Source organism: Aerosakkonema sp. BLCC-F183 (assembly GCF_041929145.1).
In the GTDB taxonomy this organism is placed as follows: domain Bacteria; phylum Cyanobacteriota; class Cyanobacteriia; order Cyanobacteriales; family Aerosakkonemataceae; genus Aerosakkonema.
This window is the reverse complement of the sequence record NZ_JBHFNU010000021.1, coordinates 95,452-108,994: the sequence shown is the minus strand read 5'-3', so window position 1 is coordinate 108,994 and position 13,543 is coordinate 95,452. Positions and strand designations below refer to the sequence as shown.

16 protein-coding genes are annotated in these 13,543 nt (G+C 46.2%); 3 read left to right on the top strand and 13 right to left on the bottom strand.

The genetic code is table 11. The features are described from left to right. Positions 1-148: 148 nt before the first annotated feature. A complete protein-coding gene (locus ACE1CD_RS05670; protein WP_190472495.1) occupies positions 149-520 on the top strand; it encodes an anti-sigma factor antagonist in 372 nt (123 codons plus the stop codon). Between the two features lie 212 nt (positions 521-732). On the opposite strand, the gene ACE1CD_RS05665 is transcribed toward ACE1CD_RS05670, so the two are convergent. Continuing rightward, positions 733-1,344 (bottom strand): chromophore lyase CpcT/CpeT, encoded by a 612-nt coding sequence (locus tag ACE1CD_RS05665; RefSeq protein WP_374822221.1) that lies wholly within the window; start codon positions 1,342-1,344, stop codon positions 733-735. A 213-nt stretch (positions 1,345-1,557) separates the two neighbouring features. On the opposite strand from ACE1CD_RS05665, the gene psb29 reads away from it, so the two are divergent. Beyond that, complete coding sequence (gene psb29, locus ACE1CD_RS05660) at positions 1,558-2,304, top strand: photosystem II biogenesis protein Psp29 (protein WP_374798821.1); 747 nt, start codon at positions 1,558-1,560, stop codon at positions 2,302-2,304. Positions 2,305-2,891: 587 nt separating this feature from the next. Here psb29 and ACE1CD_RS05655 read toward each other — a convergent pair. The 10 genes from ACE1CD_RS05655 to ACE1CD_RS05610 all read right to left on the bottom strand — a co-directional run bounded on the left by ACE1CD_RS05655 (position 2,892) and on the right by ACE1CD_RS05610 (position 11,277). Then, on the bottom strand, positions 2,892-3,647 hold the full coding sequence (locus ACE1CD_RS05655; protein ID WP_374798819.1) for a phycobilisome rod-core linker polypeptide: 756 nt from the start codon (positions 3,645-3,647) through the stop codon (positions 2,892-2,894). A gap of 103 nt (positions 3,648-3,750) precedes the next feature. Next, positions 3,751-4,500 carry a phycobilisome rod-core linker polypeptide gene (locus ACE1CD_RS05650; RefSeq protein WP_374798817.1) on the bottom strand — a complete coding sequence of 250 codons (750 nt, stop codon included), beginning with the start codon at positions 4,498-4,500 and terminating at the stop codon, positions 3,751-3,753. A gap of 117 nt (positions 4,501-4,617) precedes the next feature. Continuing rightward, positions 4,618-5,457 carry a phycobilisome rod-core linker polypeptide gene (locus ACE1CD_RS05645; RefSeq protein ID WP_374798815.1) on the bottom strand — a complete coding sequence of 280 codons (840 nt, stop codon included), beginning with the start codon at positions 5,455-5,457 and terminating at the stop codon, positions 4,618-4,620. An 82-nt stretch (positions 5,458-5,539) separates the two neighbouring features. Next, positions 5,540-6,262 carry a HEAT repeat domain-containing protein gene (locus ACE1CD_RS05640; RefSeq protein WP_374798813.1) on the bottom strand — a complete coding sequence of 241 codons (723 nt, stop codon included), beginning with the start codon at positions 6,260-6,262 and terminating at the stop codon, positions 5,540-5,542. A 20-nt stretch (positions 6,263-6,282) separates the two neighbouring features. Continuing rightward, positions 6,283-7,080: a HEAT repeat domain-containing protein gene (locus ACE1CD_RS05635; protein ID WP_374798811.1), complete on the bottom strand. Its 798-nt coding sequence runs from the start codon at positions 7,078-7,080 to the stop codon at positions 6,283-6,285. Positions 7,081-7,178: 98 nt separating this feature from the next. Then, positions 7,179-7,433: a phycobilisome linker polypeptide gene (locus ACE1CD_RS05630; protein WP_374798809.1), complete on the bottom strand. Its 255-nt coding sequence runs from the start codon at positions 7,431-7,433 to the stop codon at positions 7,179-7,181. Positions 7,434-7,507: 74 nt separating this feature from the next. Continuing rightward, positions 7,508-8,371, bottom strand: a complete 864-nt coding sequence (locus ACE1CD_RS05625; RefSeq protein WP_374798807.1) for a phycobilisome rod-core linker polypeptide — start codon at positions 8,369-8,371, stop codon at positions 7,508-7,510. Positions 8,372-8,623: 252 nt separating this feature from the next. Beyond that, positions 8,624-9,112: a phycocyanin subunit alpha gene (cpcA, locus tag ACE1CD_RS05620; RefSeq protein ID WP_374798805.1), complete on the bottom strand. Its 489-nt coding sequence runs from the start codon at positions 9,110-9,112 to the stop codon at positions 8,624-8,626. Positions 9,113-9,225: 113 nt separating this feature from the next. Further along, a complete protein-coding gene (locus ACE1CD_RS05615) occupies positions 9,226-9,744 on the bottom strand; it encodes a phycocyanin subunit beta (protein WP_374798803.1) in 519 nt (172 codons plus the stop codon). 579 nt (positions 9,745-10,323) lie between these two features. Continuing rightward, a complete protein-coding gene (locus ACE1CD_RS05610; protein WP_374822451.1) occupies positions 10,324-11,277 on the bottom strand; it encodes an RluA family pseudouridine synthase in 954 nt (317 codons plus the stop codon). 6 nt (positions 11,278-11,283) lie between these two features. Between ACE1CD_RS05610 and ACE1CD_RS05605 the strand changes: the two genes are divergently transcribed. Beyond that, positions 11,284-11,616, top strand: coding sequence for a hypothetical protein (locus tag ACE1CD_RS05605; protein WP_374822219.1), 333 nt, complete (start codon positions 11,284-11,286; stop codon positions 11,614-11,616). Positions 11,617-11,687: 71 nt separating this feature from the next. Here ACE1CD_RS05605 and ACE1CD_RS05600 read toward each other — a convergent pair whose 3' ends face one another. Then, positions 11,688-12,137, bottom strand: coding sequence for a hypothetical protein (locus ACE1CD_RS05600; protein ID WP_374822216.1), 450 nt, complete (start codon positions 12,135-12,137; stop codon positions 11,688-11,690). Beyond that, entirely contained in the window at positions 12,134-13,543 is a 1,410-nt protein-coding gene (locus ACE1CD_RS05595; RefSeq protein WP_374822214.1) for a hypothetical protein, read from the bottom strand. Before ACE1CD_RS05595 ends, ACE1CD_RS05600 begins: the two co-directional genes overlap by 4 nt.

The following is a 13,543-nucleotide window of genomic DNA, read 5'->3' as shown; positions in this document are numbered from 1 at the left end:
GGCTTTTATTCTGGGAATTTCAAAGAAGCGACAAACCTGAATTTCAGGTTTCCCTATATACACGTACAGCAGGTGTTTATACAATGGTTGCTCGGATTGAGGCTATGTGCGTAAGCTGTAGAAAGTTACGATTTAAAGGGGAGGGGCAGTGATTCACATCGAGCAAAAAACACACACGCTCCAAGACGGCACTACCGTTATCGTCTTGACGCCTACAGGCCGCTTAGACATCACAACAGCATGGCAATTTCGCCTTAAATTGCAAGAGTGTATCTCCAAGCTCAGCCGTCATGTGGTCGTAAATCTCGGTCAGGTCAATTTCATTGATAGTTCTGGCCTGACTTCGTTGGTAGCGGGAATGCGGGATGCTGACAAGGTAAAGGGCAGTTTCCGCATTTGTAACGTGCATCCAGAAGCCAGATTGGTGTTTGAAGTGACTATGATGGATTCAGTGTTTGAAATTTTTGAAACTGAGGAAGACGCCCTAGAGGGTGTTCCCCGCAACAGCATAGCCTCTTGAGTCACTTTGTCCGCTTAGCAGACAAAACGTTTAGCTACCAAAAGCTTAATAGGGGGTAGGAGACAGGAATTACCGACTAGAGCGTCAGTTAAGAATTTGGCCTATGCAAGTAAAAACCCGGTTGATTTAGCTGAAAAACCTAATTTATGGTTTGACAACCAAACAACAGGGTTCCGCCATTGCTTGACCGAAGCTCTAGCCTCCAGTCCCTCTCAGAAAGGTAGTTGGGCAGAAAAATCTTGACGCTTGGTGAAACGGTAGGGCCCCATAATAGCGCCCCAAAGGGCTTTGCCACTCTCAGGTTCGATTCCTTTGTCATAACTCAGGAATGAATCGGGACTTGCTTCAAATCCCAGAAAAACTTGGAAAGTTTCTTCGCGATAGGTAAAGCGGCAACGCTCGTTTGGTGGCAACGATGCCTGAAAGCGATATCCTCCAGAATCTAAGCAACTTTTAGTGACGTTGAGCTTGCAAGTAGGGAGTAGTTGTATGCGATCGACTGTGAGGGTGTTGAGTAGATCGGGGTTGCAACCGCCACCTTTAACAGCTAAAGGATCTTCGATCGCATAGTACTGCGCCTGAATCGAAGAGTCTGGGTTGCTGCTGTCCTGTAGCCTGATAATCCTTTGGCGGTAAGCTTTGTCCGGGTAGAGATAGTTAGCTTGCTCGGCAAACAAAGTCAGACTATCTTCTACAAACAAAGGTATGGGTCGTTGCCAGAGGCGTAAGTGGACATACCAAGCAGGCTCAGCGATCGCTTGGTCGCTATTTTCAAATTCACCAGCCATGTAGCGAGCTAAAGCAATTAATTCAGGAGAAACCATTATTTTTGTGCCGGAATTGAACTAAAATACTTCCGTTGTCTTTGAATTGACACCAACAAGTGTTTAAAGGCGTAGCTTAAAAAAGCTGATGGCAACCTTGCATTTTACTGGATCGCAACGGGATTGAGCACATATTCCCAAACCATTTTATTTGCGCGATCGCCTTGGCAAAGTTGCACTTAAACGAGAAAATAAAGTTAACTCATCCTCAAAATGCTTTCTGTGAATAACGACCGTACTGTTTCAGATACCAAGCGAACTTTCTACAGCCTTCACACTCGTCCCATCAATACCATCTATCGGCGAGTAGTGGAAGAATTGATGGTAGAAATGCACTTGCTGTCGGTCAATGTTGATTTTCGCTACGACCCTATCTATGCTTTTGGGGTTGTTACCACCTTCGATCGTTTTATGCAAGGCTATCGCCCAGAAGCGGATAAAGAGCCGATTTTTGAAGCCATCTGCAAAGCGGTGGAAGATGACCCTCAAAGATACAGGCAAGATGCAGCATGGTTGCAGGGATGGGCAAGTCAGAGATCGGCTGGCGATGTGGTGGAAATTTTTACTCAAGCACCTCACTTTGGTAATGCGGGTGACTTGAGTGCAACGCTTCAGGCGATCGTCAATAATCCCAAATTCAAATACAGCCGCTTGTTTGCGATCGGCCTGTTCACCTTTCTAGAAGTAGCAGACTCTAGCATAGTAAAAGACGCAAAGCAACTAACTGAAGCGCTAAAACAAATAGCTGCTGGATTGCACTTACCAGACGACAAACTGCAAAAAGATCTGGAACTCTACCGCAGCAATCTGGAAAAAATGGCGCAAGCGCGATTAATTATGGAAGATACCGTCAAAGCAGAGCGCAAAAAACGCGAACAACGCGCCGCAGATAGAGGTGTGGTAGTTGCACCCCCAAACGGTCAAAAAGATACGAGTGATGGGTCTGCTAGCTCTAATTAATCAGTTTGTCTGTTGTGAGAGATAGCAATAATAATTTTTTGCTATCTCTCACAATTAAAGGGCTTTCTCAAAAACTCCTTCCCCGAAAATTGCTCACTATTGGTATTTAGCCATCAAAATGACTAAGATTGAGCAGAATTAGTTAGATTTTTGGCAACTGTATTTACCCGAAAATACAATGCTTTATGAAAAGGTTTTTGACAATTTTCGCACTTATAGCGCTACGTACTGGCGTATTTACAATACTAAATTGAATGTTTGTGTAGCGAGCGTGTGGTCTATCCTAATCTGTAACTATACCAGCGCGTAGCGCTATAAATCACCGCCGATTCACTATCAGAAGTATAGTAATCGCTTTCGTCAGTTAGGACGCTACTAATATCTGAAAGCTTTAATTTTAGGCTCTTCTTCCTGTCGTCCCTAGCGATAAATATCCCGCCCCCAGTCGCTAGCTATACAATGACTGGGCTTAACTTCCGCCTAGCTAAACGACCAAACAACAAAATAATGTCAGTCAGTCATTATTAAGCGGAAACTAAACCCAGTCCTTAAAGAAAAAAGTTATTTAGGTAAACTGAGAGTGAACCTTAACGGCGCTTGGGCACCTTGTTGAGGTAATCGATGTCAAACGCAGATAGGCGTTGCGCGTAATTGCGCTTCCCACTGACAGCAACAGCCAATTCGCGGAACTTGCGGGGGTCGCCTTCGGGAAGTTGCCGCTCTTGGAACTTGCGACTGTAGAATTTTTCCAGCGTAAAACGCCAGTCGGTCTTGACGGTGCCAGCGGTTTCTTGGAAGTCTTCGCCGTAGCGAGGAGTTACCAAGTTGAAAGGACGCCCTTCCATACGTTTGCGTTGGTAGGGTATGGTGAAGTCACCAAAAGCGGCGGTGTATTCATCACTATCAACTAGCGCATCCACGAAGCCATTAAAGCCCTTGGTAGCGATGACAATTGACCAAGTGATTTCTTCGTCTTTGTTGTAAGAATCGCGACCTAATAAACGCTTGAGACAGATTTGTACCAAGCGATAGTTATTGTTGACAGAAACAACCAAGCGATAAAATGCCTCGGTTTTGGCCAATTCCCGGATGAAGTCGCGTACCGTCAGAGAACGATTCGCGAAGCGAGTTTCCAAGGTAATGTTACGGTTGAATTTGAGGATTTCGTGTTCGCTGAAGACTTGACGATAAGCTGCCCAAACTAACTGCTTGATATCGAATGGAGAAGCAGCATCTTCGAGGCGATAGATATAAGGCGTATCTTCATTGAGGTCAGATGACCCGAAGCTTTTGACACGCTGGTTTTGGGATGATGGTTTGTATGCAAGCAACGGCAATGCCATGCAAAATTCTCCTAATGTGGTTGAGAGGTTAGTAAATTAGGCAACAAAGGTAATTGCGATCGCAGATTGGTTTTCTTTCCCATTATCCACTACTGTTTACCAATTACCGACGCTGCGGAAAACTGGCGACGCTGTTAATTGAAGCCAGAACTCCATCAGGCTTGTTATCGCGTGTTGTGTCGGGAATCTTGATGTTAGCTGTGCTAACGTTCACATTTTGGTTAACCGGTTTGATTTGAATAGACCGTGCCAAATCTAGGAAGTTACGGATATCGCCCCACTTGTAGCGCTCATCTTCTAGTTTATCGCGCCAGTAGTTGCCGTAACTGGGAGTTACCAAATTAAAGGGGCGGTCTTTGTAGCGACGACGTTGATAGGGTACGATCGTATCGCTAAAGTTGGTTTGATATTCTTGGCTATCGATGAGGGCATCAACAAAGCTGCCTATGCCACCGGTGGCGATTTTTATCGACCAAGCAATTTCTTCGTCTTTGTTGTAGGGGGCGCGACCCAGGATACGTTTGAGACAAACTTCCACAACTCGATAGTTGGAGTTTTTCTCCACAACTAAACGATAAAATGCTTCTGTTTTAGCCAAGCCACGGATAAAATCCCGCACGGTAATCGCCCGATTTTTCAGTTGGGATTCTAAAGTAATCTGGCGAAAAGATTTGAGGATTTCGTGTTCGCTGAAAATTTGGCGATAAGCTGCCCAAATTAATTCTTGAACATCGGCATCGTCGATGCAATCTTCAATGCGATAAATTCTCGGCGTGTCTTCATTCCCAACTTCGTAACCCGATACTCGCTGATTTTGCGAGGAGGGTTTGTATGCTAGCAAAGGTATTGACATGAGGCTTTTTGTTATTTGTTAGGGTTAGTTCTCAGTTGTTTTTCGGTTGGCAATTAGTGGTTCATTGTTTATAGCGAGCGAGAATAAACGATGAACGACAAACGATGAACTAAGAAGCTACACTTTAGGATCGGAGGGTATGTAGCGATAGGGAAGGGCAACTTCGGTGCGACTCACTGCTGGTTTAACGGTGGTACCTTGGCGAGTCATATCCGGAATTTCAGATCTTCTGGTTTGATTGATTGCCCGGTCTTTGTATCGCTGATAATTGACTTGAGGGGTAACAATATTGCGAGCCATTTCCAAAAAGTTACTGGGAATTGCTCGGCGAGCAACTTGTTTGTCTGGTTCGCCTGTACCGTAAAGCTTGACTTGATAGTAGCTGCGGCCTTCAAGCTGAATCAAACGAGTGCGCCAAAAGTCGCTATAGCGGGGATTTACTAAATTGAACGGGCGTTCGTTGAAGCGACGGCGTTGATAAGGTACGAGGTCATCGCCAAAGTTTTGCAGATATTCTTCGCTATCAACAATAGCGTCAATAAAGCCGTGCAATCCCTTGGTTGCTATGACAATTGACCAGGAGATTTGTTCGTCTTTGTTGTAGCTGGCGCGTCCCAAAAAGCGCTTGAATGTGATGTCAACCAAGCGGTAATTAGAGTTTGTGTCAGCCACCATACTCCGATAAACGTCGGATTTGCCGAGTCCGCGAATAAACTCTCTGACGGATATCGATCGATTCCGCAATAATGATTCTAAGGAGAGTTGGCGGTGGCTTTTGAGGATCAACTGTTCGCTGAAAATTTGGCGATAAGCTGCCCAGATTATTTCATTAACATCGGACTCAGACGAATTAGGATTCAAACGATAAAGATTGGGGTCGTCTTCGTCAGGAACTTCGTAGCCTGGTACGCGCTGATTTTGCGTAGTTGGTGTAATTTCTAGAAGTGGGATTGCCATTTTTAGGTAGTTGATGGTTGATTGTCGATAGCTAATTTGTTAGTTATCAGTGACAGTTGTCAGTTGTTAGTTAGTTTTATGGCTAACTGCTGACAGTTGCTAATCGCACCCTAGCACGAACTGCTCGATCGCTTTCCGATTCGAGCATTTGCTGGAAATGGGTTTGGATTTGCTCTTGGAAGCCGGACTCTTGAGCCAGGGATTGCAAACCGACAACGGCTGCATAGCGGATCGACCAGTCGGGGTCTTGAGAGACTTGTCGAAGCACTTGAAAAGATTTTTCTTGGGCGGCTTGAATCAGGTCGGGATCGAGCTGCTGCCAATGAAGGGTACCCAATCCTTTGGCAGCGGCACGGCGAACGCTGGGGGCAAAGTCGCTCAGAGCTGCTTGATGCAAGATTTCCAGGGCACGGGTATCTGCGATCGCAGCTAAGGCGCGGATGCCATAAGCCCTCGCGCCGTAGTTGTACCCATCCAATTTTTCCAGCAAAGGGGGTACGGCTGATGCTCCCATTTGGATCAACCCTGCCACTGCTGCTAGTGCTGCACCTGGGTTGTTGTAACCCAAAGCGGCTATTAAAGTGGGAATTCCTGCTTCTAAACGCGCATCTGCGAGGGCGCGTACTGCGGCTATCAGCCGTCCGGGGTTATCCGCTTCTTCAACAGCTTGAATAAGGGATTGAGGAGTGGAGGAGTTTTGAGTTGTGAGTTTTGAGTTTTGAGTAGAAAAATTGTCCCGATTTCCTACTTTCCGGTTTTCCGGTTGCTCTGTTTCATTTCCGATTCCAGTTTCCCAATTTTCCATCCCTGTTTCCCATTCCCTGTTTACAAGAGAGTGTCCATCAGGTGCATAACTTTGATGGCGGCATCGTTGAGCGTGTCCGGTTTGTCTGGGCTAAGTTGATGTTCTAGTAAACCTTTGAGGGCGATCAGCTTAAAGCTGTTTTCTGCTGCTGAGGAGGCAATTGCGTCAGCTGCTGGTAAATAGCCAATAGCGCCCAGGTCAGACAAAGCTATCCGGCGCAATTGAATATCTTTGCCAGCCAAAGCTTGCACAAGGCGTTCTCCGTATGCAGAATCTTCGGTTAGTTGGTACATAGCTCTAGCGGCGGAGTACTGCACTCGCTCTACTGGGTGTTCTAGGAAGGGTTCGATTTGGGCAATTGCTTCTCTTGCTTGGAGAGATCCCAAAGCTTCCATCACCGCTTCGTAGGGTTGTGCTAGGTGGGGTTGTCCGGGTACCTGCACAGCAGCTGACAAACCACCGTTGAGCAGCTGCATCAGCGCTGGAATACTTACCGGGTCGCCCAGCATACCCAGCGACTGTGCAGCCGCTTCTCTCACATAGAAGTCAGTGCAGTCCAAACACCGGAGCAAACCAGGTACAGCCCTCAGATCTCCTATTTTTCCCAACGCCCGCGCTGCATTGCGCCGTAGGGGATAGCCGCCTAACTCTGTGCGGTCAGCTTCGTCTTCTAGTGCTGCAATCAGGGCAGTTACAGCTGATTCGGTGCGAATCTGGAATTTTCCCAGCCACCAAGCAGCATAGTAGCGAAGACTCAAGTCTGGGTGGGTAAGATTGGCGATCGCTTGCGCTTCCGTTAAGGGGGGAGCATTTTGCATTTCGCCAGAGGTCTCAGGATTGAACTCCTGCATGGATCTGGTGTGTAAGGGTTTGTCGCTATTGCGATCGACTTCTCTTGCCGCTTATGTTTCTGCTTTTATTGGGCTGCGGCAGCTTCTTCGGCGCTCAAAGATTGAATGCTGACGATTTTGCCGCCCAATCGAGTAATTCGCCGCATTTCTTCGTTCATCCGGCTGTAAGGCACCGTAATAAACACGCTGCCGCTGCGGCGGATGGCGTAGTTATTTTTGTCGTTTTCTTCGTTTTGGCGTAAGCCAACAACTTCATAACGAAAAACACGGCTACCAGAAGGCGTGTTTCCAGCGCTACCGATCGCGGTTTGACCAAGCATTGTTTTTACCTCCTGTTATTTGGATTTTCGATTTTGGATTAAATCTGAGTTCCAAAATCTGAAATCTAAAATTATTAAGCTGGGGTGACGCTGACGATTTTGCCGCCTGCTTTGAGAATTTGCTGCATCTTGTTGGACAGATTCTCGTATGGAACTAAGAAAGCAGTGCTGCTGCGACGCACTCCGGGATATCCTGGCTGACGAATACCAGCGACTTCGAGGCGATAGACGCGGCCACTTTCGCCGTAAGAACCACCCAAACAGTTACGGGGAGCTACATCGCTAGATGCGCGGTAGTAAGACCAGCTTTCATCGCTACCGGAAGGTTTAACGATCGAGGAAGCGCTGTTTTGCGCTAATTCGCGAGCGAGGTGCGAGATGCTGCCTTCCACTTGGGAACGATCGCTGTTAGCGTAACCCCGGTACAGCCTGAACAGGCGGGTGAAACCTACCGTTCTTTGTCCTGCTTGATAGGTAAAGCCGCAATAGTAGGGGACAATATTGTCGCCGAAGTTACTTTGATACTCCAAAGAATCGATGTAGGAGTCTATTTCAGCGTCGTAACCTTTGTTTTGATACAAATCGAGGTGATAAGCTACCTCTGATTCATCATAGGGAGCGCGTCCCAACAGATGTTTATAGTTGAGTTCAATCAACCGGGTTTGGAAATTGTTGTAGAAAAACTTGGTTTTGTATAGCTCCGATTTAGCTACGGCGCGTACAAACTCTTTGACTGTCAGATTGCCATCTCTCAAAAGCGATTCGGCTCCGATCAGGCGTTCTGACGCCATTAAATAGTCATTGCCGAGAACCTGACGGTACACGGCACGAATCACATTGTCGATATCTTCTTTGCTTGCATAAGGGCGTAGTTCAACCTTAGCTGCATTGCTAAAAGCTGAGGTTCCCAAGCGGGATGCTGCTGCTGTTATTGCCACTTTTCTTTCTCCCAACAAACTTTTTTGTCATTTGTCAGTTGTCAGATCTCATTTGTCAGTTGTCATTTGTCATTTGCCTTTTCGATCGCTTTCTATTTATGCTTCGCCGTATCGAGAAGAGAGAAATGAACAACGAAAAATTACCAATGACTGATGACTGATGACTGAGTAGATAAAACAATGCCCGGAGAAATAAGCAACTGCTAGTTCCACAACCAGCACCTGCATACCCCTCCGGGCCATAGCGATCGATTAGCTCAGGGCATTGATCGCGTAGTCGATGTAGGTGTTAGCTTCGTTAGCAGCTTGGCCGCTCAGACCGTGATTGCCTTTGATGTATTTGAGGGCTTCTACGTACCAGCTGGGAGACAGATCGAAAGCACTGTTGATTTCGCTCAAACCAGCAATCAGGAATTCATCCAATGGGCCAGTACCACCGGCAACCAAGCTATAGGTAATAATGCGTAGGTAGTATCCGATGTCACGAGCGCACTTGGATTTGCCTGTAGAAGTGGAGGCATACTGAGAACCTTGCAGTTGGGTGGTGTAGGGGTACTTTTGGTACACCGCGTTAGCTGCACCGTCAATCAACTTTTGCGCGTTGTTGGTCAGAGCGCGAGCAGCTTCCATGCTAGCGCCAGCGCGTTCCAACCGACCGCGAACAGCTTGCAGTTCGGTGTTGCTCAGAAAACGGCCTTGGGTATCAGCTGCTGCGATCGCTTCGGTAATTGGGGTCTTCATGTTCTTGGTATCTCCGGTATTCTTTGCAAAGTTTGCTAACTAACTTGGGTAAATCGCGTCTACTGTAGTGCTTGTGTAGGATACTATTCCTGCCACAGCTTTTAACGCTTTAATTAAGCAACAGCAGCGGCAGCGCGATCGAAGTAGCTGGCCACTTCAGAAATCAAGGAGCTGCAATCGCCTTGGGTGATGCCTTGAGGATCGTTAGCGATCGCAATAGCAGCGTCCTTCATTTTGCCTACGCCAACTGCTACGGAAGAACCGGGGGTACCCAGAGCTTGGTATGTTTCGCGCAGACCGTTCAAGCAGCGGTCATCCAACACGCTGGAGTCGCCGGCCAGGATCGCGTAGGTAACATAACGCAAGATGATTTCCATGTCGCGCAAGCAAGCTGCCATACGACGGTTGGTGTAAGCATTGCCACCAGGAGCGATCAGCTGAGGCTGTTCTTCAAACAGTGCGCGAGCGGCGCTGCTAACGATATCGGAAGCATTGCTGGTGATGCGGTTAACAACATCCAAGCGCTTGTTTCCATCGCGAACTAAGTTGCCGAGGGCATCCAGTTGGGCGCTGCTGAGGAATTCACCTTTGGCATCTGCCTGAGAAACAACCTTGGCGAATGCGTCTAACATGAGCTCAATCTCCTAAATTTGTTTGGTTGAGAGCGTTTTGGATTAAAAACTGGTATCTCGGTTAAGCCAATTCAGGCATCTGAACCAGCTTGGCGGGGGTTTTCACAGACGGCGAGCAAATGCACCTTTTCTGGTTACTTCCCCTACCGCTTGTTTCCTTTTGGGAACCTTTTATAAGGATAGAGGATATTTCTGAGAAATTTTCAACCTTTTATGAGAAAGGCTAAAAGTTTCTTCATCAGTGCTTTGTCTGACTTTTGCCTGTCTGCTAATCCCTACAGGTTATGTTTATACACTGCCATTCGAGCTTTATTTATTACAAATTGTTAAGTTAGTTCACTGAGTTAGAACAAAAGCATCAAATCCTTTATATGGCTTGCTTCTGAACTCTGGATAGCCTGGTTTTTCGTTACATTAGTTCATGTATTTATACTTATCGATTTATTTCAGTCGAGTTTTATACTTTCTTTATAATTGCTGTAACTACCGTAATATCGATGATTTAGGCTGAGTTGGAGTCCGATACGCCAACGATTTTTGTGTAAAAATGTAAACTTTAAATAAGTAAAGATATGTAAACTACATAGGATGAGGAATGGCCCCCCGTCGCCTTAACACTTCCAGAAGAGTGACAAAGTGTTGCGGTAGGGGCGCGATCGCTTGGATCGTCTGTCCGGAGATAGGATTTTGCAAAGAAAGTCGCCAAGCATGAAGCGCCTGACCGGGCAAATTGACCCCCACATCCCGTCCGGAACCGTAAACCGGGTCGCCCACGATCGGATGACCCATGTGAGTGCTGTGGACGCGAATTTGATGGGTGCGACCGGTTTCTAGCTGGAAGTGGATCAGGGTGTAATTACCGAGGCGTTCTTGTACTCGCCAGTGGGTCACGGCGGGACGCCCGCCTTTTTCTTCCGGGACAACGGCCATTTTTTTTCGGTCTACCGGATGGCGACCCACGGGTTGTGAGATCGTCCCGCTTTCCGTTTTGGGGACACCGTAAACCACACCCAGATATTCCCGGCGGGCGGTTTTCGCTTTGAGTTGCGCTTGCAGGTGTTGGTAAGCCAAGTCGGTTTTGGCGATCGCGATCGCCCCGGTGGTATCTTTGTCCAATCGATGTACAATACCGGGACGGTGGACACCGCCAATTTCCGCGAGAGGACAATGTGCCAAAAGAGCATTGACAAGCGTACCCGCTTGGTGTCCGGCGGCGGGATGTACGACTAAACCGGCAGGTTTGTTGACAATCAGCAAGTTGTCGTCTTCGTAGAGAATATCGAGGGGAATTTCTTCGGGTTGGACTTGGGTAACTTCCGCGTTGGGAATGGTAACGTGGATGCGATCGCCTGTTTTGACTTTGGTGTTTTTGAAGGCGCAAATTTTCCCGTTAATTTGCACCCACCCTTGTTCGATCAGTTTTTGGATGCGGGAACGGGAAAAATCTGGTAGTTTGTTGGTTAACCAACGATCGAGGCGATCGATTTGGTTGTCTGCGAGGAAGTCGGTAGTTTCGTTGACTGTGAGGTCAATTTCTGAGTGAGAGATGGGAATTTAGCTGAACTCGTTATTTCTATTTTACAAACCGCGAAGACGCAAAGGGCGCGAAGGAAGAGAGAGATTTGCGGGTGCGATCGCTTAGGATGGGGTGTGAGATGTGTTTTACAGCAAATTGCGATCGCTTGTGACACAGCTTTAATCTGCGTTCATCTGCGTTTATCTGCATTTATCTGCGGTAAAAAATATAGCCGATTTCAGTTGCGTGAAGTATGGCGGGTTTATGTGTACCTCGTGTCCGGTAAAATCGGTACTGTAAGACTGATACGAAAGATTATCTGTGGGAATCCGGGGTTAAATTTTGAACGCAGATGAAGACAGATAAACGCAGATGAACGCAGATAATAACGGATTTTTTTATGCAACGGATGCTACCGGACATGATATCACTCAATATCGAAGTGCTGTAAATCTGTCTTCTGTTTGGCGATAACGAAAGGAGATTCGACATCTATAATCCAATTTTGATCAACGATTTGCAAATTCTCATCCAAGACGAGAATTAAATCGCCTATTTCATCATCCTCATCATCGCTAACTCCATTGTCTCCATCAGCAGAACTATCAATTTTAAGCAAAAACCTCAACTTCACCCAGCGAGAACTGCTATTTTCCGTGTATGTTGTACCAATGGAACTACTTGATAACTTCGCAAGTATGGGACTAACAAAAATAATCTCTTCATAGTACTCATTTTTGCTATCCCAGTAACCGCGCAGTTTAAAATTGCATGATTCTAGATGTTGTTTGGCTAGATTTTTTACATTTAAATCTGCCAATATTTCATCTAGATCGTGCCAAATCTGTTCGGTTTTGATGTTGTCGCTGTTTATCATGAAGGAGGATCGTGCGATCGCAACATTCCTAACGCAGTTGCAACTATTAAGCTAGCTAGCAATCCCAGCATCAGACTGATAATCAAACTGACGCTAAAGTTTAACAGCGCATTGCTGGGGATGAAAATATCTTTGCCGTTCTCTATTTTTTCCGATCGCTGTTTGGTGATAGCTTCTACAAAAGGAGAAACTGCTGATGCTGTCACCGATGCAACTCCTACGCCTACACCCACGACAGAGACGCCATTTTGGAAGTTGCGAGTTTGCGTTTCGATGCGGCGATCGCTCTGCGCTTGCTCGATTTCCATTATACCGCGAATTGTGTCGCGCAAGCTTGACAAAATTCCCAAACTAGCTTGGAAAGTGGCGTAATCTTGCTGAATTTGTTTCTGGTATTGATTCGTAATTACATTGAATTCTTCCAGAAATTTCAGATTCGTATCCCCTTCTTGACTTGCTTTATTGATGATGTGATTCAACCAAGCTTTATAGTTTTGTCGATTTACTTCGATCGCTTGATTCAAAATTTCCAATTGTTCCAATTGAATGACATAATTCGATAAAAATGCAATATTTTTCTTGAGCATATATAAATCGAGTTGCGATTTATTGATTTGCTGAATTGTCTCGTTTACCAAAGAAAGCTGATTGTGCAGCCTTTCGCTGATGCGGCGCGATTCCCGATAAGCCCAGAAGATTTTATGACGGTGGCATAATAAATGCAGCCAAGAGTCATAAAACTGCGCGGCTTTAGCCATCGTGTCTTGATTCGGATAGATAACGATGAACACAGTACTTTTTTCTTCATCGCCGCCATCACCATTTTCAATACTTTCCCAATAGTGAGATTGAGGAGATTGCCAAACCTCAAAAACATCAGCGCCTAAAAACTTCCCAGTCCTCACATATTGCCAATCTTTACCTGTGAACGAGTGATAGGCAGATTTGGCGATATCTTCTGGAGAAAAGGATGAATCTCGATAACCCGAAATCATCCAAGTTTTGCCCAAATCTCCATGTTTATTGTTGATGATTTCTTTGAGTGATTGGAAACAGCGCACCAAGATGGTTGAGTGTTGCTGTTCTTCTATACAACAATCCACCAATAACCCATAAGTATCGCTCAAAAGCAGGGGATAGTAATAACCGCCGATTTGGTGGCCCATAGCCACTCTTTTGGCGAGGGGATATGTTTTTTTACCCTGCGTTAGTTCCAATAATTTAATAGTATCTGAATTAGCCGCCCTTGCTTCCGTCTCAAAATCAACTTGAATTTCCGGAGGCAAATTAGCCCAGAATTGGGAGTGATTTTCCCTGATTTTCTCTTGACTTTCTCCTAATCCATCTCTCAGGTGATAGAGAAACAGATCTAAACTGGGGTAGTAGATGTACGGTGATAGGTTCAT

Excerpts from the sequence above, each read along its gene's own strand:
- ACE1CD_RS05640 (WP_374798813.1), bottom strand. The coding sequence starts at position 6,262 with ATGGAAAATTGGGAAACTGGAATCGGAAATGAAACAGAGCAACCGGAA.
- ACE1CD_RS05595 (WP_374822214.1), bottom strand. The coding sequence starts at position 13,543 with ATGAACCTATCACCGTACATCTACTACCCCAGTTTAGATCTGTTTCTC.
- ACE1CD_RS05630 (WP_374798809.1), bottom strand. The coding sequence starts at position 7,433 with ATGCTTGGTCAAACCGCGATCGGTAGCGCTGGAAACACGCCTTCTGGT.
- ACE1CD_RS05650 (WP_374798817.1), bottom strand. The coding sequence starts at position 4,500 with ATGTCAATACCTTTGCTAGCATACAAACCCTCCTCGCAAAATCAGCGA.
- ACE1CD_RS05615 (WP_374798803.1), bottom strand. The coding sequence starts at position 9,744 with ATGTTAGACGCATTCGCCAAGGTTGTTTCTCAGGCAGATGCCAAAGGT.
- psb29 (WP_374798821.1), top strand. The coding sequence starts at position 1,558 with ATGCTTTCTGTGAATAACGACCGTACTGTTTCAGATACCAAGCGAACT.
- cpcA (WP_374798805.1), bottom strand. The coding sequence starts at position 9,112 with ATGAAGACCCCAATTACCGAAGCGATCGCAGCAGCTGATACCCAAGGC.
- ACE1CD_RS05655 (WP_374798819.1), bottom strand. The coding sequence starts at position 3,647 with ATGGCATTGCCGTTGCTTGCATACAAACCATCATCCCAAAACCAGCGT.
- ACE1CD_RS05600 (WP_374822216.1), bottom strand. The coding sequence starts at position 12,137 with ATGATAAACAGCGACAACATCAAAACCGAACAGATTTGGCACGATCTA.
- ACE1CD_RS05645 (WP_374798815.1), bottom strand. The coding sequence starts at position 5,457 with ATGGCAATCCCACTTCTAGAAATTACACCAACTACGCAAAATCAGCGC.
- ACE1CD_RS05635 (WP_374798811.1), bottom strand. The coding sequence starts at position 7,080 with ATGCAAAATGCTCCCCCCTTAACGGAAGCGCAAGCGATCGCCAATCTT.
- ACE1CD_RS05665 (WP_374822221.1), bottom strand. The coding sequence starts at position 1,344 with ATGGTTTCTCCTGAATTAATTGCTTTAGCTCGCTACATGGCTGGTGAA.